19 protein-coding genes are annotated in these 18478 nt (G+C 69.3%); 9 read left to right on the forward strand and 10 right to left on the reverse strand.

What is annotated here, in order from left to right; all coding sequences use genetic code 11:
* Positions 1-26: 26 nt before the first annotated feature.
* On the reverse strand, positions 27-854 hold the full coding sequence (locus MAA8898_RS14040; protein ID WP_094021661.1) for an SH3 domain-containing protein: 828 nt from the start codon (positions 852-854) through the stop codon (positions 27-29).
* Positions 855-1109: 255 nt separating this feature from the next.
* On the opposite strand from MAA8898_RS14040, the gene MAA8898_RS14045 reads away from it, so the two are divergent.
* Positions 1110-1925 carry a sulfotransferase family protein gene (locus MAA8898_RS14045; RefSeq protein WP_094021662.1) on the forward strand — a complete coding sequence of 272 codons (816 nt, stop codon included), beginning with the start codon at positions 1110-1112 and terminating at the stop codon, positions 1923-1925.
* Between the two features lie 45 nt (positions 1926-1970).
* Here the strand turns inward: MAA8898_RS14045 and MAA8898_RS14050 are convergent, their stop codons facing one another.
* Together MAA8898_RS14050 and MAA8898_RS14055 are read right to left on the reverse strand one after the other, a co-directional pair.
* On the reverse strand, positions 1971-2312 hold the full coding sequence (locus MAA8898_RS14050; protein ID WP_094021663.1) for a DUF427 domain-containing protein: 342 nt from the start codon (positions 2310-2312) through the stop codon (positions 1971-1973).
* Positions 2313-2368: 56 nt separating this feature from the next.
* Positions 2369-4135 (reverse strand): aminopeptidase P family protein, encoded by a 1767-nt coding sequence (locus tag MAA8898_RS14055; RefSeq protein ID WP_094021664.1) that lies wholly within the window; start codon positions 4133-4135, stop codon positions 2369-2371.
* A gap of 130 nt (positions 4136-4265) precedes the next feature.
* Here MAA8898_RS14055 and MAA8898_RS14060 point away from each other — a divergent pair, with 130 nt between their 5' ends.
* Together MAA8898_RS14060 and MAA8898_RS14065 are read left to right on the forward strand one after the other, a co-directional pair.
* Positions 4266-4712 carry a hypothetical protein gene (locus tag MAA8898_RS14060; RefSeq protein WP_094021665.1) on the forward strand — a complete coding sequence of 149 codons (447 nt, stop codon included), beginning with the start codon at positions 4266-4268 and terminating at the stop codon, positions 4710-4712.
* A gap of 99 nt (positions 4713-4811) precedes the next feature.
* Positions 4812-5255: a hypothetical protein gene (locus tag MAA8898_RS14065; RefSeq protein ID WP_094021666.1), complete on the forward strand. Its 444-nt coding sequence runs from the start codon at positions 4812-4814 to the stop codon at positions 5253-5255.
* A gap of 24 nt (positions 5256-5279) precedes the next feature.
* Here MAA8898_RS14065 and MAA8898_RS14070 read toward each other — a convergent pair whose 3' ends face one another.
* Together MAA8898_RS14070 and MAA8898_RS14075 are read right to left on the reverse strand one after the other, a co-directional pair.
* Entirely contained in the window at positions 5280-6488 is a 1209-nt protein-coding gene (locus MAA8898_RS14070) for an alpha/beta hydrolase (protein WP_176445165.1), read from the reverse strand.
* A gap of 1 nt (position 6489) precedes the next feature.
* Positions 6490-7686 carry an alpha/beta hydrolase gene (locus tag MAA8898_RS14075; RefSeq protein WP_094021668.1) on the reverse strand — a complete coding sequence of 399 codons (1197 nt, stop codon included), beginning with the start codon at positions 7684-7686 and terminating at the stop codon, positions 6490-6492.
* Between the two features lie 153 nt (positions 7687-7839).
* Here MAA8898_RS14075 and MAA8898_RS14080 point away from each other — a divergent pair, with 153 nt between their 5' ends.
* Positions 7840-8022, forward strand: a complete 183-nt coding sequence (locus tag MAA8898_RS14080; protein ID WP_094021669.1) for a hypothetical protein — start codon at positions 7840-7842, stop codon at positions 8020-8022.
* Here the strand turns inward: MAA8898_RS14080 and cobT are convergent.
* A complete protein-coding gene (gene cobT, locus MAA8898_RS14085) occupies positions 8006-9880 on the reverse strand; it encodes a cobaltochelatase subunit CobT (RefSeq protein WP_094021670.1) in 1875 nt (624 codons plus the stop codon). The two genes, MAA8898_RS14080 and cobT, sit on opposite strands and share 17 nt — an antisense overlap.
* Before the next feature lie 105 nt (positions 9881-9985).
* Between cobT and MAA8898_RS14090 the strand changes: the two genes are divergently transcribed.
* Positions 9986-11020, forward strand: a complete 1035-nt coding sequence (locus MAA8898_RS14090; protein WP_094021671.1) for a hypothetical protein — start codon at positions 9986-9988, stop codon at positions 11018-11020.
* Between the two features lie 316 nt (positions 11021-11336).
* On the opposite strand, the gene MAA8898_RS14095 is transcribed toward MAA8898_RS14090, so the two are convergent.
* From MAA8898_RS14095 to cobS, 3 genes are read right to left on the reverse strand one after another with little or no spacing between them, the layout of a single operon-like run.
* Complete coding sequence (locus MAA8898_RS14095; RefSeq protein WP_176445166.1) at positions 11337-11756, reverse strand: hypothetical protein; 420 nt, start codon at positions 11754-11756, stop codon at positions 11337-11339.
* 57 nt (positions 11757-11813) lie between these two features.
* Entirely contained in the window at positions 11814-12215 is a 402-nt protein-coding gene (locus MAA8898_RS14100; RefSeq protein ID WP_094021673.1) for a VOC family protein, read from the reverse strand.
* Positions 12212-13198: a cobaltochelatase subunit CobS gene (gene cobS / locus MAA8898_RS14105; RefSeq protein WP_094021674.1), complete on the reverse strand. Its 987-nt coding sequence runs from the start codon at positions 13196-13198 to the stop codon at positions 12212-12214. The genes MAA8898_RS14100 and cobS overlap by 4 nt, the downstream gene beginning before the upstream one ends.
* Before the next feature lie 92 nt (positions 13199-13290).
* Here cobS and MAA8898_RS14110 point away from each other — a divergent pair, with 92 nt between their 5' ends.
* From MAA8898_RS14110 to rpiA, 3 genes are all read left to right on the forward strand, one after another.
* Entirely contained in the window at positions 13291-13842 is a 552-nt protein-coding gene (locus MAA8898_RS14110; RefSeq protein WP_094021675.1) for a sigma-70 family RNA polymerase sigma factor, read from the forward strand.
* Positions 13839-14519 (forward strand): anti-sigma factor, encoded by a 681-nt coding sequence (locus MAA8898_RS14115; protein ID WP_094021676.1) that lies wholly within the window; start codon positions 13839-13841, stop codon positions 14517-14519. The genes MAA8898_RS14110 and MAA8898_RS14115 overlap by 4 nt, the downstream gene beginning before the upstream one ends.
* Before the next feature lie 103 nt (positions 14520-14622).
* Entirely contained in the window at positions 14623-15405 is a 783-nt protein-coding gene (gene rpiA / locus MAA8898_RS14120; protein WP_094021677.1) for a ribose-5-phosphate isomerase RpiA, read from the forward strand.
* 134 nt (positions 15406-15539) lie between these two features.
* On the opposite strand, the gene MAA8898_RS14125 is transcribed toward rpiA, so the two are convergent.
* The gene (locus tag MAA8898_RS14125; protein WP_094021678.1) at positions 15540-16802 is read right to left on the reverse strand and encodes a SulP family inorganic anion transporter; all 1263 of its coding nucleotides are present in this window, start codon (positions 16800-16802) and stop codon (positions 15540-15542) included.
* A 202-nt stretch (positions 16803-17004) separates the two neighbouring features.
* Between MAA8898_RS14125 and MAA8898_RS14130 the strand changes: the two genes are divergently transcribed.
* Positions 17005-18474 (forward strand): FAD-dependent oxidoreductase, encoded by a 1470-nt coding sequence (locus tag MAA8898_RS14130; RefSeq protein WP_094021679.1) that lies wholly within the window; start codon positions 17005-17007, stop codon positions 18472-18474.
* Positions 18475-18478: the final 4 nt, after the last annotated feature.

The raw sequence follows: 18478 nt of genomic DNA on the forward strand, positions 1-18478 counted from the left end.
GCTGGCCGATCACCGCCGGTCCGGGGTCAGCGCCGCTTGCCCAGCTGGCGCAGCACGCAGAATTGCAGGTCCTGCCCGGCGTAGCCGAGGCAGCGGTTCATCGCTTCGGCGAAGTCGACCGGCCTGTCGGCCTTGTGGCCGTTGCGGTCCCGGCCGTCGCCCTTGCGCGTCCAGTCGTCGTCATCGTCGGCGCGGCCGTTGTGGTCGCGGTCCCAGCCGCGGTTATCGCCGTGGTTGTTCCAGTAACCGTCGCGGTCGCGGTCCCAGGGCTTGCCGCCCTTGTGTCCCGGCGCGTAGCCCGGGTCCTTGCGGACCAGGTAGTTGCCATGCGCCCAGCCGACGCGGCCCGATGCGTGCCGGACGAGGATCCACGACCCCTGGCGGCCCAGCTCGATCACCTTGTCGCGCTGGCCCATGGTGATCACGACGCGGTACTGCGATCCGGGGCCTTCGCGCAGGTTCAGGCCGGAGTAGCCGGGCGCGTGGACCCAGTACTCCGGGCCGGTCGGCTGACCGCCGTAGTGGCCGCCGGGGGCGCCATGCGGCGGCTTGTAGGGCTGGCCGTGGTAGCCGTGGTCGCGGTCATGGCCCTGGCGGACCGGGTGGGACGACAGAAAGGCGCTGTGCGCCCAGCCGACGGTGCCGGACTGGTGGCGCACCTTGTACCATTTGCCGGGGGTGTGCAGCACCTCGACCTTGCTGCCGTGGGGCATCTTCCCGATCACGTGGTAATGGGTCGAAGGGCCGGTGCGCAGATTGAGATAGCCGTCGCGCGGGGCGTCCACCCAGAGGGTCGTCGCGGCGGCGGCGCTGGCGAGAAAGAGCGCCGAAAGGAATGTGAGCAGTCTGAGCATGGGTCTGGTCCTTTGTGCAAAGGGGGATGCGACAGTGTTGGGCCAGACCGTCGCAGCGAGGCAATATCGGGGGGGTGTTAGCTGATAGCACCCGTATTTTCAGGGGGTTGCCGTGGGTCTGCCCGGTTTGCCCGGTGCCGGTTTCACCCGTGCCCGGCGGGTTTTTCGGTGCCCGTGCGCCACCGAATCCGCGTTCCCTTGGGCCTTGCGGTTTGGTAATCCGGCGGGCATGACGTCCGCGCAGAGGAAACTGCCTTGCCCCGCAACCCGATCCTGCTGGTCGTCGGTGTCCAGCACAGTGGCACCACGATCCTGGATGCCGCACTGGGCGTGTCACCGCAGATCGTCGGCGTGGGCGAGGCGCTGCGGCTGACCTCGGGCGTCAAGGTGGGCAAATTGCAGGGGGCCAAGGGCCGGCAGCGCCTCTGCACCTGCGGGGCGGCGGCGGAGGCCTGTCCGCTGTGGTCGCAGCTGCTGGACCACCTGCCCGAAGACGGCGACGTGCGCAGGCATTTCCCGCGGGTCGACGCGGCGGCGCGGGCGCTGTCGCCCGAGGCGCGCTACGTGCTGGACAGCTCGCCCGACGGCTGGCGGCACCTGGATGCGCTGCGGGACTACGACGTGCGCCTCATCCAGATCACGCGGGACGTGCGCAGCTGGGTCGCCTCGCGGCGCAAGTCCGAGGGCGACAACCTGGTGTCGGCGCATCTGACCTGGCTGCGCGGAGTGCGGACGCTGGACGCCGCGGTCAGCCGCAGCGGGCTGCCGCGATTCCGGCTGGGCTACGAGGAACTGGCGATGCGCCCGCGCGAGACGCTGGGCAAGCTCTGCGACTGGATCGGGGTGCCCTTCGATCCGGCGATGCTGACGCCGTTCGGCAAGACGCGCAGCCACATCGTGACCGGCAACAGCGCGATCCGGCGGCCGCACCTGGCGGCCAGCATCCGCTATGACGGCAGCTGGATGGCGGACATGGACTGGCCCATCGCCTCGGGGCTGCTGTACGGCGCCTGCGCGCGGACCAACCGGCGGCTGGTCTATGGCAACGATGTGCTGAAGCGCCGCGTCTAGGGCGGGCCGGTGCGCGCGGTGGCCGACGCGCGCGGGGCGCGTGGATCAGATGCGCTCGACGTTCACGCCGTCCTGGTCGGCAAAGGCGATGTGGTCCTTGATCGCCGCGGCCTCGGGGGTGGGGTCTTCGTAGGACCAGCCGGCGTTTTCGTAGGTCCTGGACTTGGACGCGATGGAATAGTAGCTGGCCACGCCCTTGGTCGCGCAGGTGGTGCTGTGGTCGGTCCGGTCGAGAAAGGCCATGGCGATGTCGCCGCGCGGGAAGTAGATGACCGGGGCGTGGCCGTCCTCGTGCAGTTTCAACGCGTTGGTCGTCTCGGCCAGGACGGCGCCGCCGGCGCGGACCACCCAGGTGCCTTCGGCCGGTGTGATGGTGATCTTGCTCATGTCGTGTCCCTGTGTTTCCCCCGTGATGCGCACCCGGGGTGTGTTTCGTTGTCATGTCAGATGACAGAACAGGCCTGTGAGAGCCACTGTCCTGTTGCCGCATCCAGGTGCGGCGCGAGCATCGTGTGCACCCGCTGGTGGTAGTCGTTCAGCCAGTCGCGTTCCGCCACTGTCAGCAGATCGGGATCGACCAGGCGCCGGTCGATCGGCACCCAGGTCAGGGTTTCGAAGTGCAGCATGTCGGCGACGTTCTGGCCGTCGAGCCGGGGCGCGGATTCCACCGCGATCAGGTTCTCGATCCGTATGCCATAGGCGCCTTCGCGGTAAAACCCCGGCTCGTTCGACAGGATCATGCCCGCTTCCAGCGGCACGGTGCCGGTGCGGGCGATGCGCTGCGGGCCTTCGTGGACGCAGAGGTAGACGCCGACGCCGTGGCCGGTGCCGTGACCGTAGTCCAGCCCCGCCTCCCACAGCGCGACGCGGGCCAGGCTGTCGATGTCGCGCCCGGCCAGCCCCTTGGGAAAGCGCAGCCGCGACAGGGCGATCATGCCGCGCAGCACGCGGGTGAAATTGGCGACCTCCTCGGCCCCCGGATCGCCGATGGCGACGGTGCGGGTGATGTCGGTGGTGCCGTCGACGTATTGCCCGCCGGAATCGACCAGCAGCAACTCGCCCGCGCCGACGCGGCGGTCGGTCGCCTCGGTCACGCGGTAATGCACGATGGCGCCGTTCGGCCCCGATCCGGCGATCGTCTCGAACGAGATGTCGCGCAGCGCGTTGGTGGCGCGGCGTTCTTCCTCCAGCCGCTTGACGACGGCGATCTCGGTCAGGCTGCCCGGCGGCTGCGCGTCGAGCCATGCCAGAAACCGCACCATGGCCAGCGCGTCGCGCAGGTGGGCGGCGCGGGTGCCGTCGAGTTCGGCGGCGTTCTTGCGCGCCTTGGGCAGCAGGCAGGGGTCGAGCGCATCGACGATGGTCTTCAGCGCCTGCGCCACGGCGACGGGGCAGGTGGCCGGGTCGATCTGGACGGGGACGTCCAGCGCGGCGAGGTCGGCCAGGAACTGCGAGGGCGTGCGCAGGGTCACGCTGGCGCCCAGGTGGTCGCCCAGGTCGTGCAGCTTGGCCGGGTCGATGTAGAGCGTCACCCGCGCGTCGCCGTGCAGCACGGCAAAGCCATGCGGCACCGGGTTGCGGGGGATGTCGCTGCCGCGGATGTTGAGCAGCCAGGCGATGCTGTCGGGCAGGGTGATCACGGCGGCCTGCGCCTTGAGGTCGCGGGCCAGGCGCGCGATCTTGTCGCCGTGCGCCTCGCCGGCCAGTTCCAGCGGCTGGGCAAAGACGCGGCCCTGCGGCGGTTCGGGCTGGTCCGGCCAGATCGCGTCGATCAGGTTGTCGACCGGCTCCAGCGTGACCTTGGGCAGCTTTTCCGCCATGGTGCGGCGCTGTTCGACGCTGAGCAGCCAGGGGTCGAAACCGATGCGCCCCTGTGGCAGCGCCGCGCCGATCCAGTCCGACAGAGCGGTTTCCGGCCAGTCGACCTTGTCAAAGGCGGGGGCGACCTGCGCCTTGACCTGCACGCGGTAGCGGCTGTCGACAAAGACGGCGGCGCGGTCGCGCAGCGCCACGCACCAGCCCGCCGACCCGGTGAAGCCGGTCAGCCAGGCCAGCCGGTCGTCCCGGGGCGCAACGTATTCGCCCTGGTGCGCATCGGCGCGCGGCACGACAAAGCCGTCCAGCCCGTGCTCTGCCAGCTTCTCGCGCAGCCGTGCCAGCCGGGGCGGGCCCTGGTCGGGGGAGGCGGTGTCGGTGAAGGTCTGGAACATGGCGGACTCCTTTGCGGCGCAGCCTAGCCAAAGGCGGGCGGGTGGCAAGAGGGCGTGCAACGGCCCGGCGGCGGGGGTTGTGTTCGCGCGTGCGGCTGTCAGACTGCGACGAAACGAAAGACCCGACACGATGAACAGCGCGCGCGACATAGCCCAGGACGTTCTGGACCGGCAGGGTGCGGCGACACTGGCGGGGGACATCGACGAGACGCTGGCCTGGTGCGACATGCCCTGCACGCTGGACAGCCTGGAGGGGCGCGTCGTCGCCACCACCGAAGCGCAGATGCGCGCCATCTGCGCCACCTTCATCGAGCGGCTGAAGGACCGGAACATGACCCACATGGTGCGGCGCTGCCTGGAGGCCGAGTTCAAGGGGCCGGACGCCATCTGGGCCACCTACGAGACCCGCTATGTCCGCGCCGGCAACCTGCTGTCGGGCGATCCCTATGTCGGCTTCGTCATCCTGGTGCGCGGGGCGGACCGCTGGAAGATCAGCATGTTGCAGGTGGCCGTGGACGGCAACAGCCCGGCCGGGGAGGCCCTGCGCAAACGCTTTCCCGACTCGGGCGCGCCGTAGTGAGGCCGCTGTCGGGGGGGGGGCGCGAATTGCCGCGCCCGCTGTCACGGGACGCGGAGTCTGCTAGACCTGTGCCCGATCGCAGGGAGGACAGCAGCCGTGAGCGACGACCCGGAAGCGAGGCGCATCTTTCAGGACATGCTGGACCGCTGCGGCGAGGCCATGCTGGGCGGTGACATGGAGGGGGTGTTGCGCTGGTTCGCGACGCCGAACACGGTCGAGGATTTCTCGGGGCGGCGCGTGCTGCGCAGCGAGGACGAGACCCGCGCGCTGTTCGTCACGGTGATGGCGCGGCAGCGCGAACAGAACATCACCCACATGATCCGCCGCGTCACCCATGCCGAGTTTCGTGGGCCGGACGTCATCTGGGCCACGCACGAGACGCGCTACATCCACAGCGGCACGGTGCTGTCGGTGTCGCCGCACGCGGCGTTTTCGATCCTGCACCGCTACCCGGACTGCTGGAAGGTGCACCACGCGCAGTTCACCGTGGACGGAAAGAACCCGCTCAGCGCCGCGATGCGCAAGCTGCCCGAGACCTGAGCGCGCCGGAGGGGCGGGGGCGTGTCAGCCATCCGGCGGCGCGGGGTCGGCCAGGAAAGCCTGCACCTCGCGCAGGAACTGGTCCCATCCGGTCATGCCGGGAAAGGGATTGTGGTTGGCGCAGTCGATGACTACGAGCTCTGCGTTGGGAATGCCCTGCGCCAGCTTGCGCCCTTCGGACAGCGGGTGCACGGCATCGTCGCGCGCGTGCAGCACCAGCGTCGGGGCGCGCACATGCGGCAACCGCTGGGCGATGGACACGGTGTTGACCATGGAGCGCATCGCTGTCAGCGCCTCGAGGGTGCAGGCGTGCTGGATGTTGGACACCCAACGCTGGATCGTCTGCGGGCTGGCATCGGGATAATAGGCGCTGATCCAGGCGCCGATCAGCGGGCTGCCGGGCGTGCGCCAGCCATCGCGGATCAGGGCGTTGATCGCCTCGGCGTTTTCGTCGGGCGGGGCGGCCCCGCGGCGCAGGCGCCCGTCGACATAGCCGCCCATCAAGGCCAGCTTGCGCACCCTATCCGGGTGGCGGGCGGCGAAGGCCACGGAAAACAGCGCGCCGCTCGACAGGCCCAGAAGATCGACCCGGTCGAACCCCGCCGCATCGGCAACGGCGCAGAGATCGTCGGCGGCCCGGTCCAGGTCGATCGTGGTCAGGGCCGGTTCGGACTGGCCGCTGCCGCGGTGATCGTAGCGCAGCAGGCGTCGGCCCTGTCCCACGGCATCGAAGAACGCGCGGCAATCGGGATCGTGCCAGTCCCGCTCCAGGCTGGTCGGGAAATGCCATGCCAGGAACAGGGGCGGGCCATCGCCGGTCACGGCATAGGCCAGGTGCGCGCCGTCCCGCGCCCGTGCAAAGCGGAGGCTCTGCCGGTCGGTGCCGATTGCGGGCCTGTCGGCGGCGTGGGGGGCGGCGTGGGGGGCGGCCGACACCGCCGCCACCAGTTGCAGCCCGCGCCGCGCCACGGTGCGGATCACGGCCTGCGCCTTGCCATCATCCCCCACCGCCTTGCGCGCGGCGGCGATGCGCGCGGAAATCGCGCTCTCGGACACGATGCGGCCATTCCAAACGGTGTTCACGATCTCGTCCCGCGTCACCACGCGGCCCGCGTTTTCCACCAGCAGGCGGATCAGGTCGAAGACCTGCGGCTCTACCGGCACGGACGTTCCCGCACGCGTCAGCGTCAGGGTTTCGGTGTCCAGCAGGCAATCGGCAAAGGTGTGGCGCATGTCAGTCACCCTGCGGCGCAGCATCGGCGAGGAAGTCCAGCACGATGTCGAGGAAAGGCGCGAAAGCGGGATTGCCGGGAAGGGGCACATGATTGGCGGTTTCCAGCACGGCCAGTTCGGCCCCGGGAATGCCGGCGGCCAGCTTTTGCGCCTGCGACAGGGGGTGAACCGTATCGTTTCGGCTGTGCACGATCAGGGTGGGGCAGGCGATGTGGGGCAGGTCCTTCAGCACGTTTGCGCCGTTCACGGCGTCCCGAACCGCCAGCATGTTGTCCATAGGGCAGGCCCGGCGCATCACCTGCATGACCTCCTCGGCAAGATCGAGTGGCCCCTCGGGGAAGTACAGCAGCGAAAACGCCAGCGCAAAGCTGCTTTCGGGTTTGTTCCAGCCTTCCGCGATCAGGCCGCGCATCGTCTCGGTGCCATGCGTGTCGCCGCGCCGCGATCGTCCCTCGGCATAGCCTCCGTTGATCAAGAGGCGCGTCACCCGGTCCGGGTATTTCGCGGCAAACCGGATGGCCTGAAGGCAGCCGCCGCTCTGCGCGAAAAGCACAAAGCGATCGAGCCCCGCTGCATCCGCGACGGCCCGCAGGTCCTCGGCCCGCCGGTCGAAGCTGGCGTCGGGCAGCGTCAGGTCCGACCGCCCGGTGCCGACCGGATCGAACTTCACCAACCGGTGGCGCGCGCCAATCGCGTCATAGAGCGGGCGGAAGGCGGCGCAATGCCAGTCGAGTTCCACATCGTTCTGACCGTAGCCGGAGTAAACGACTGGCGTGCCCGCGCCGCTGACGGAATAGGCCAGCGCCCGGCCCGTGTCGCTGCGCGCATAGCGGACGCGGGGTGTCCTGACCGGGACTGGGGCAACCGGGGGGCTGTTGGCGGCAAGCTCGGAGGTCTTGACCCCGGCCACCAGTTGCAGCCCGCGCCGCGCCACCGTCCGGATCACGGCCTGGGCCTTGCCGTCGTCGCCCACCGCCTTGCGCGCGGCGGCGATGCGGGCGGAGATGGCGGATTCGGACACGATGCGGCCTTGCCAGACGGTGTCCACGATCTCGTCCCGCGTGACCACGCGGCCCGCGTTTTCCACCAGAAGGCGGATGAGGTCGAAGACCTGCGGCTCTACCGGCACGGGCTGCCCTGCGCGGGTCAGCGTCAGGGTTTCGGTGTCCAGCAGGCAATCGGCAAAGGCGTGGCGCATGACAAAAGTAAACGCCGCCCCACGGGCCGCCACAAGCGTTTCCGCAGGCTGGGGGCCGTTTCTCAGGGGTTTCCAAGGGAAAAGGCAGGAGGACCTTCAAGCACGGCCTGCGCCGTTGCGCGAAGATGGGACATCAGCCAGAGGAGAGCCCCGATGTTCACCCCCTTCGACACCGCCCACCTGACCCACGCTGCCGCCCGCCACGTCGCCGCCGATACCGCCACGCGCGAGGCCAACTGTCAGCGCCGCGCCGCCTGGCTGGCCTTTGTCGCCCGGGTCTTTGCCGGGGCGCCGCGCCACGTCGCCGTGGCCAAACCCGTCACGACGCGCGCTTGATCCCCATGAAGCGCGCCCTTGCGCGCGGGTCGCTGTCGAACAGCGCGGCGAGCTGTTCGGTCATCGCCCCGGCCAGCTGTTCGACATCGGTGATCGTCACGGCGCGTTCGTAATAGCGGGTGACGTCGTGGCCGATGCCGATGGCCAGCAATTCCACCTGCTTCTTGCGCTCGACCATGGCGATCACGTCGCGCAGGTGCTTTTCTAGGTAGTTGGCCGGGTTCACCGAGAGCGTCGAGTCGTCCACCGGCGCGCCGTCCGAGATCACCATCAGGATCTTGCGCGCCTCGGGGCGGTGGGTCATGCGTCGGTGCGCCCATTCCAGCGCCTCGCCGTCGATGTTCTCCTTGAGCAAGCCCTCTTTCATCATCAGGCCCAGGTTGTCGCGGGTCCGCCGCCAGGGGGCGTCGGCGCTCTTGTAGACGATGTGGCGCAGGTCGTTCAGGCGGCCGGGCTGCTGTTCGCGGCCCGCGTTCAGCCAGTCCTCGCGCGACAACCCGCCCTTCCAGGCGCGGGTGGTAAAGCCTAGGATCTCGACCTTGACCGAGCAGCGTTCCAGCGTGCGCGCCAGCACGTCGGCGCAGATCGCCGCGATGCTGATCGGACGGCCGCGCATCGAGCCGGAGTTGTCCAGCAGCAGCGTCACCACGGTGTCGCGGAACTCGGTGTCCTTTTCGACCTTGAAGCTCAGCGGCGTCGTCGGGTTGGCCACCACGCGCGCCAGCCGGCCGGCATCGAGGATGCCCTCTTCGCGGTCGAATTCCCAGCTGCGGTTCTGCTGTGCCTGGAGCCGGCGTTGCAGCTTGTTGGCAAGGCGCGACACCGCGCCTTTCAGCGGTTCCAGCTGCTGGTCGAGGTAGGCGCGCAGGCGCTCCAGTTCGACCGGCTCGGCCAGCTCCTCGGCCGAGATTTCCTCGTCATGGTCGGTGCTGTAGACCTTGTAATCCGGGTCGGCCTCGGAGATCGGCTGCGGCGCGGGGGGCTCCAGCGGGGCCTCGCCCTCGGGCATCTCGGTCTCGTCGCCCAGTTCGTCGTCGGCGGACTCGTCCATCGTGACCTGGGCCTGGCTGGGGTCCTGGGTGTCGTCCTGCGTGCTTTCGGGATCGGCGTCGGCGTCTTCGCCCTGGTCGTCGTCGCCGGTGGAATCGGGGTCCTGCTGATCGTCCTGGTCGTCGTCGACGCCTTCTTCCTCGGAGTCGTCCTCGAGGTCGGGGTCGTCGCCCAGCTGGTCGGCATAGCCGAGGTCGCGGATCATCTGGCGGGCGAACTTGGCAAAGGCGGTCTGGTCGGACAGCGTGTCGTCCAGCCGCTCCAGCGTGTCCCCGGCTTGCGATTCCATGAAGCCGCGCCACAGCTCCATGACGTTGGTGGCGTCGGCGGGCAGGTCGCGGCCGGTGGCGAGGTGGCGGATCAGGTAGTTGGCGGCCATCGGCAGCGGCGCCTGCGCCGCCTCGCGGATCTGGCCATAGCCGCGCCGCGCCGCATCGGCGGCGATCTTGGCGTCGATGTTGCCTGCGGTGCCGGGCATGTCGCGCGCGCCCATCGCCTCGCAGCGGGCGGTTTCCATCGATTCGTAGAGCTCGCGCGCCATGTCGCCCTGCGGCAGGTAGCGCGAATGGGTCTTGGCGTCGTGGTAGCGGTGGTACAGCGCCAGCGCGTCGGCGGTGCCGCGCGCCAGCATGACCTCGTCGCGGGTCATCCGGCGCGACACCTGCGGCAGGCGCATCGCGTCGCCCGACATTCCCGAAGGATCGACCGAGTAGCTGACCGTCAGGTCGGGATCGTCGGCCATGACCTTGGTGGCCTCGGCGAGGGCCTTCTTGAACGGGTCGGCGGGGTTGTCGGTGGGCTTGCTCATGCCTCCGTTATCCGCGCTTTGCCGGACGCCTGCAAGAGGCTGCGGGCTTGGTCCCGGGGCGGCTGGCGTGTAGTCTGCGGGCGTTGTCCAAAGGAGATTTGAGCCATGATCCGCCTTGCCCCCGTGCTGTCCCTGTTCCTGCTGTCCACCGCCGCCGCCGCCGATGTGACCTGCGCCGAGATGCAGGCCGCCCTGCGCGTGCCGCCGCCCGCCGTCGGCGCCTCCGAGGACCCGGACGGCCCGCTGGGCTGCACGCGCGCGGCGCTGGCGATGTTCGAGATCAACAAGACCGCGCTGGAACAGGCCGCGCCGCCCGAGGACCTGTCGGCGCTGCACGGCACCTGGCTGGGCGACCGGGTGTTGTCCTACCTGTCGGGGATCACCGTGCCGGGGCAGGAGCTGCTGGTCATCGGGCCGGGCCCCGAGGCGGACACGCTGCGGGTCACGCAATACTGGATGAAGGCGGCATCGCCCCGGATCAATGCGCCGCTCTGGTCCGAGGAGGGGCGTTATCTGGGCGTCACGGCCGAGGCGACGCTGGAGCGGCAGGCGGATGGCACGCTGTCCGTCGCGGGCTATGGCGACGAGATCGTCTACGGTGAGCGGCAGCTGGAGTTCGAGCGGTCGCATGACCTCTGGACCAAGACCGAACTGAACCATTTCGAACTGCCGCTGCAGATGCGCCTGCACGAGGATGTGCTGGTGCTGGTCGGCGAGTTGCGCAACCCGGTGACGCGGCTGCCCCGGGCCTATGCCCGCAGCTACACCCGCGTCGCGCCCGATGCGGCGGAGCTGGCGCTGGCGGTGGGGACGGCTTTTGCGTTGAGCCAGACACGCAATTTCGACTGCCTGGCGCACCAGGTCAGCGACGGGACCGGCCCGCTGTTCGAGGTCCTCGCGCCGGAGGGCAAGGCGGAGCTGGAGGCGCTGGTGCGGGAGTTGATCGGCATGGGGTCGCGGCGTATCGGGATCGCCGAGGAGCTGCGGGACGCCACGGACGACGCGGAGCGCACCCGGCTGAGAGACGAGATGACCGCCTGGGTCGAGCGCTATTCGGCGCTGACGCGCGAGGGGCCACAGGCCGCGCTGATGCAGCGGATCGCCGAGGGGTCGGGCGGATTGTGTCCGGATTTCTTCTGACCGGGCGGCGCTTCGGGCGATCGCAGGGGCGGATGGCCAGGCGCGCGGCGCGAGCGCGGGCTTTCGCCGACCGCGCCGGTCTAGCGGGTCATGCTCCATCTCGGCCGAGTAGCGGCCAGGGCAGGCGGCAAGACCTGCGTGCGGTTGTGTGGGCCATTCGTCATGGCAAGCAGGGGAACGGGCAGCGCCCGCAGTCCGGCGAACAAGACCGGACTTGCTTTCGCACCGCCCATGGCGTGAATTTTACACGGGAAATTGCGTCGAAGAAGAAGGCGTTCTGAAAACTTTTAGCGACCGTGACCCGGTGGCGGCAAGGTCACGAGCCGAGCGCCAGCCGCCGCATCACCAGCCGGTCACAGGCGTCCAGCTGCCGGCCCAGCAGGGTGGCGGCATGGCGGGCGCGGCGCGGGTCGGTGCCAAAGCGCGCGGTGGTCAGCAGGTGGATGGTGGCCTGTTTCTCGGTCAGGCGGAAATTCAGCAGCGCGCCCTCCAGCGCCGGGCCATCGCTGCCGTCACGGGTCAGCGCGTCCAGCATGGCGGCAAAGAGATCGCGCCGCAGTCGCGCCGCGACCTCGGTGTCGTCCTGCATCAGCCAGGCGTGTTCCAGCACGGCAGAGTAGCGGCCGTGGCAGGCGGCCAGGGTCAGCGCCTCATCCGTCGGCTGGGGTGCGTCCGCGACACCCGGGCAGGCGGCCCACGACAGGATCAGCACAAGGAGTGTTCGCAAAGCGTTCATGAGGCGAACGGTACGCCCGATTGGTTAACGGGCTGTTGGGGCTGCGCGCGCTGTCCCCTACAGCGTCCAGTCCGCCTGTTGCAGGACGACACGGTAGCCGTCCGGATCGGCAAAGGTGACGCCGTTGCGATCCCAGTAGGGATTGTGCGCCGCGACAGGATCATGCCCCGCCGCGCGCATCCGGCCGACAGCGGCCTGCCACGCGGCCCGGTCGGGCAGGTAGAGCACCAGGAGATGCTCAGGCGAGGGGGCGCCGCCTGCGGGGCGGCCGGTTTCGCGGGTGAATTCGAGGTGCCAAGGTGCGCGGGGATGACCCAGCATGACACCGTCAAAGCCGTCGTGATCCCGAAAACGGCCCAGGAGGTCGAATCCCAGGCCGTCACGGTAGAAGGTCACAAGTGCGTCGATGTCATCGGTCGGACGCGCAACCCGTAGGACGGGCGCTGCTTGCCGGGTCACTTCATGCTGAGGCTGGCCGCGCTTTCGGGCAGTTCCTCGTCAAAGCAGCGCTGATAGAACTCGGCCACGGTCTGGCGCTCCAGCTCGTCGCACTTGTTGAGGAAGGACACGCGGAAGGCGTAACCGAGGTTGCGGAAGATCTCGGCGTTCTGCGCCCAGGCGATCACGGTGCGCGGCGACATCACGGTCGACAATTCGCCGTTCATGAAGGCGCGGCGGGTGAAATCGGCCACGGTCACCATCTGGCGGATGGTCTTGCGGCCCTTGTCGTTGTTGTAGTGCGGCGCCTTGGACAGGACGATCGCGGTCTCGGCGTCGATCGACAGGTAGTTCAGCGTCGCCACCAGCGACCAGCGGTCCATCTGGCCCTGGTTGATCTGCTGGGTGCCGTGGTAGAGGCCGGTCGTGTCGCCCAGGCCGACGGTGTTGGCGGTGGCGAAGATGCGGAAATACTTGTGCGGGGTGATGACCTGGTTCTGGTCCAGCAGCGTCAGCTTGCCGTCGGTTTCCAGCACGCGCTGGATCACGAACATCACGTCGGCGCGGCCGGCGTCGTATTCGTCGAACACGATGGCGGTGGGGTTGCGCAATGCCCAGGGCAGGATGCCCTCCTGGAACATGGTCACCTGCTTGCCGTCGATCAGCTTGATCGCGTCCTTGCCGATCAGGTCGATCCGGCTGATGTGGCTGTCGAGGTTGACGCGCACGGCGGGCCAGTTCAGCCGGGCCGCGACCTGTTCGATATGCGTCGACTTGCCGGTGCCGTGGTAGCCCTGGATCATCACGCGGCGGTTGTTGCGGAAGCCCGCGAGGATCGCCAGCGTGGTGTCGGGGTCGAACTTGTAGGTCGAGTCGATGTCCGGCACACGCTCGGTGCGGTCCGGAAAGCCGTGCACGATCATATCGGTGTCGATGCCAAAGACTTCACGGACGGAGATTTCCTCGGTCGGTTTCGCGTTGATATCGATCATGCCGTCGGCCATGGTGCCCGCGTCCTTCTGTCAAAGCTCGATTGCTTTGGCTTACGTGCAACATATCGCGGAGAGGGGCAAGGGGAAGTGGTGAGAGCGTCCGGATGACCGCGCAGGAACAGATCGAGACATTGCTGGGCCGCGTCGCCAGTGGCGACCGCACGGCCTTTCGCAAGCTCTACGCGGCGACCTCGGCCCGGCTGTACGGCATCTCGCTGCGCATCCTGCGCGATGAGTCGCTGGCCGAAGAGGTGCTGGAAGAGGTCTATGTCGGGATCTGGGAGCGCGCCGGGCAGTACCGCACCGCGCAGGCCGCGCCGCTGACCTGGCTGGTGACGATCACCCGCGATGCCGCCATCGCCCGGCTGAGCGCCGAGCGCGCCGCCGGCAAGGCGGCCGGCCCGCTGGAGATCACCGAGCGCCTGTATGCGCCGCGACCCGGCCCGGAAAGCCTGGCACAGTTGCGCGAGGAGGCCCGCGTGCTGGAGACCTGCCTGCGCGAGCTGCCGCCGGGGCGGGCGGACATGCTGCGGCAGGCCTATCTCTACGGCGCCACCTATGCCGACCTGGCCGACAACGCCGGCGTCACCCAGGGCAGCCTGCGCGCCGCCCTGCGCGCCGACCTCATCCATCTGCGGGACTGCCTGAGCCGATGAAGAGGTCGCGCGACAGGGATCTGCCGGGCGGCTGGGAGGCGGGCGCGGCGGAATACGCGCTGGGCCTGATGCCCCGCGAGGAGATCGCCGGGTTCGAGGCGCGGCTGGCGGCGGAGCCGGACCTGCAACAGGACGTGGCCGCCTGGACCGAGTATTTCGCGTGCTTCGTCGACGCCATCGCCGAAGAGACCCCGCCGCCGCAGGTCTTGCGGCGGATCGAGGCGCGGGTGTTCGGCCCGGTCGAAAAGACCTCGGTGATCAAGCAGGTGTTGCCCTACTTCGTGGGTGCGGTGGCGGGCGCGGCGATCGCCTGGCTGGTCTTTGCCACCGGGCTGCTGGACCCGGCGCAGCCCGTGCTGGGCGCCGACCTGGTTGCGGCGGCGGGCGACCTGGCGCTGACCGCCGCGCTCAACCCGGAGACCGGGGTGCTGGTGGTCGCGCGGACCGCGGGAGAGGTCGGTGAGGGGCGCGTGCTGGAGCTCTGGCTGTCGCCCGAGACGGGCGCGGCGGTGTCGCTGGCGCTGTTGCGGACCGAGGAGACGCTGGTGGCGCTGCCGCCGGCGCTGTCGGACGGGCTGGAGGGCGCCCGGCTGCTGGTCACCGAGGAACCGGCGGGCGGCGCGCCGGATGGCATGCCGGGGGCGGTGCGGGCCGAGGGGCGGCTAGTCGCGCGCTGATGCGCCGGCCGAGTCCTTGCATGCGCGGCAATTTGGCCTCGCCCATCGGTGCGGTGCCCCGTATAAGGGCGCCGATTGCTGCCCGTTTCCAGAGGAGAGGTCCATGACCGGAGAATTGTCCCCCATCGACAAGGCCAAGTTCGCCGCGGCGAAACAGGCAGCCAGCCTGGTGGAGTCGGGCATGCGCGTGGGGCTCGGGACCGGGTCGACCGCGGCATGGCTGGTGCGCTGCCTGGGCGAGATGGTGCGTGAAGAGGGGCTGCGCTTTCGCGGCGTGCCGACCTCGACCCGCACCGCGGAACTGGCGCGGGATGTCGGCATCGAGGTGATCTCGCTCGACGAGGCGCGCTGGCTGGACATCACCATCGACGGCGCGGACGAGTTCGACGGCGACCTGAACCTGATCAAGGGCGGCGGCGGCGCGCTGTTGCAGGAAAAGATCGTGGCGACGGCGAGCGACCAGATGGTGGTGATCGCCGATGCCGCCAAGGAGGTCGAGCGGCTGGGCGCCTTTCCGCTGCCGGTGGAGGTCATCCCGTTCGGCTGGCAGACCACGCAGGCGCTGCTGGAAGAGACGCTGGTGTCCATGGATGTCATGGGCCGGCAGGCGACCCTGCGGATGAACGGCGACAAGCCGTTCCATACCGACGAGGGCAATCACATCCTGGACCTGCACCTGGGCCGGATCGGCAACGCGCGGCAGCTGGCCATGGTGCTGAACCAGATCCCCGGCGTCGTGGAGAACGGGCTGTTCATCGACATCTGCGACAAGGTGGTGATCGGCCACGGCGACGGGCGGGTCGAGACGCGCGACATCAACGAGGGCACGGTCAGCGAGGCGCGGCTGGACTTTGTCGAGGAAGAGAACATCTTTCGCGACGTCTGAGGCCGGGCGGACAAGGCTTTTCGAAAAGCCTTGGTCAAGGGCTTTGCAAAGCCCTTGAAAAGCGGCTTTCAAGCCGCTTCGAAGCGATTTTGAAATCGCTTTCAAAGGCCTTTCGAAAGGCCTTTGCCCCCGGCTCAGCGGTCGCGCGGATCCCAGTCGGCGGGCGGCACGTCACGCCGGGCGAGCCGGAGCGCAAGCCCCAGCGCCACGCCCACCGCGATGGCGACCGTCAGGTCCGCCACCACGGTCAGCCCCATGGTCAGCAGCAGCAGAAACACGTCCGAGCGCCGTGCGGCCAGGTAGCCGCGCCATTTGTGCGGTTCGCTCATGTTCCAGGCGGTCAGGATCAGCAGTCCGGCCAGCGCCGGCATCGCCATCTGCCCGGCCAGCGGCGCCGCCACCTGCATCACCACCAGGATGGTCGCGGCATGGACCAGCCCGGCGACCGGCGTGCGCCCGCCGGCGCGGATGTTGGTTGCCGTGCGGGCGATGGCGCCGGTCACCGGCAGCCCGCCGAACAGCGCCGAGCCGAGGTTGGCCGCGCCCTGTGCCAGCATCTCGGCGTTGGGGCGGTGGCGGTCGCCGGTCATCCGGTCGGCCACCATGGCCGAGAGCAGGGATTCGACCCCCGCCAGGAAGGCGATCACCACGGCCGAGGGCAGCAGTTCGGTCAGCCTTTGCAGCGTCACGGCGGGCAGGGCGGGGGCCGGCAGACCCGCGGGCAACGCGCCAAAGCGCGACTGGATGGTGTCCACCGGCAGCGCCATCAGTGCCGCCGCCGCCGAGGTCGCGCCCACCGCCAGGATCAGCCCGGGAAAGCGCGGCAGGGCGCGGCGCAGCACGACGATGAGGACCATGGTGGCCAGCCCGGTCCCGAGCGCAGACAGGTTCAGCGTCTCGCGCGCCTGCCAGAGCGCTGCGAGCTTGGGCAGCACGTCGGCAGGCACCTCGGCCATGGTGAGGCCGAAGAGATCCTTCAACTGGCTCGTGGCGATGATCACCGCGATGCCGATGGTAAAGCCGTTGATCACCGGTTCGGGCACCAGCCCGATCAGCCGCCCGGCTTTCAGCGCCCCGGCGATCAGCAGCAGGACGCCCGCCATCAGCGTGGCGATCACCAGCCCGTCGTAGCCATGCGCGGCGATGGTGCCGAAGACCACGACGATGAAGGCGCCGGTCGGCCCGCCGATCTGCACCCGGCTGCCGCCGAGCAGCGACACGAGAAAGCCGCCGACGATCGCCGTGGTCACCCCGGCGGCCGGCGGTGCGCCCGAGGCGATGGCAATGGCGAGGCTGAGCGGCAGCGCGACCATGGCCACCGTCACCCCGGCCAGCGCATCGCGCAGCAGGCCGGGGCGGGTGGTGTCGGGCAGGGTGGTCAGCAACATCGGGCGCATGGGGCAAGTGCTAAGCCGCCGGACCAGGTGCGGCAAGAACCATGCCGCCGCACCTCGTCGGGACGATCCGTTTCTTTCCGGTCGGCTCCTCCGGAGGTATTTGCACAGAGAAGAAGCCGCAGGGCGGCACGGTGGTCCGGTGGCTCTGGCCATCGCCCTCCCCATGTGAAATATCTCGGACCGAGCCAGGAGGGAGCGGTGCATGAGCGGTTTCGACTATGATCTCTTCGTGATCGGCGGCGGGTCCGGCGGGGTTCGGGCGGCGCGCGTGGCGGCGGGCGAGACCGGGGCGAAGGTGGCCTTGGCCGAGATGGACCGCTACGGCGGCACCTGCGTGATCCGCGGCTGCGTGCCGAAGAAGCTGATGGTCTTTGCCTCCGAATATGCCGGCATGCCGGCCGAGGCGCGCGCCTATGGCTGGGACATTGCCGATGGCGCGTTCGACTGGAGCGCGTTCCGCGGCAGGCTGCACGCCGAGCTGGACCGGCTGGAAGGCGTCTACCGCCGGTTGCTGACCGGCTCCGGGGTCGAGACCTTCGACGCCCGCGCGCGGCTGCGCGACGCGCACACCGTCGAGCTGTCGACCGGCGAGGTGAAGACCGCCAAGCACATTCTGATCGCCACCGGCGGGCGCCCGGTGCGGCCGGACATGCCGAACGCGCGGCTGGGGATGGTGTCGGACGACCTGTTCCACATGGAGACCCTGCCGAAGTCGATCCTGATCATCGGCGGCGGCTACATCGCCTGCGAGTTCGCCTGCATCCTGCACGGGCTGGGGGTCGAGGTGACGCAGTATTACCGTGGCGCGCAGATTCTGCGCGGCTTTGACGAGGAGGCGCGCGGGCTGATCGCCGACGCCATGAAGGAGCGCGGCATCGACCTGCACACCGGCACCAACATCGTCGAGATGCGTCGCGCCGCAGGCGCGCATCCCGAGGACGGGGCCGGCAGCCCCGAGGCCGAGGGCATGGGCACCGTGCCGGTGGAGGCCAGCCAGTTCGGCGCCCACCCCGAGGACGCGCCCGGCGCCGGGCCGCTGCGGGTCAAGGCGACCAACGGCAAGGTCCGCGATTTCGACGCGGTGCTGTTTGCCACCGGGCGCCGGCCCAACACCGCCGACATGGGGCTGGAGGACCTGGGCCTCACCCTGACGCGCGGCGGCGCGGTCGAGGTGGACGCCTACAGCCAGACCAAGGTGCCCTCGGTCTATGCCATCGGCGACGTGACCGACCGGGTGAACCTGACGCCGGTGGCGATCCGCGAGGGCATGGCCTTTGTCGAGACGGTGTTTCGCGGCAACCCGACGCCGGTGGACCACGAGCTGATCCCCAGCGCGGTCTTCACCCAGCCGGAAATGGGCACCGTGGGCCTGACCGAGGAGGCCGCGCGCGACCGCGAGGAGATCGACGTCTACTGCACCTCGTTCCGGCCGATGCGCACGGCCTTTGCCGAGCGGCCCGACCGGGTGCTGATGAAGCTCATCGTGTCCAAGGCGACGCGCAAGGTGCTGGGCTGTCATATCGTGGCCCCCGGCGCGGGAGAGATGATCCAGCTGGCCGGCATCGCGATCAAGATGGGCGCGACCAAGGAGGACTTTGACCGGACGGTGGCGGTGCATCCGACCATGTCCGAAGAGATCGTCACCATGCGCAATCCGGTGCGAAGCGCTTGAATTC

The organism is Antarctobacter aquimaris, assembly GCF_900184945.1.
In the GTDB taxonomy this organism is placed as follows: domain Bacteria; phylum Pseudomonadota; class Alphaproteobacteria; order Rhodobacterales; family Rhodobacteraceae; genus Maliponia; species Maliponia aquimaris.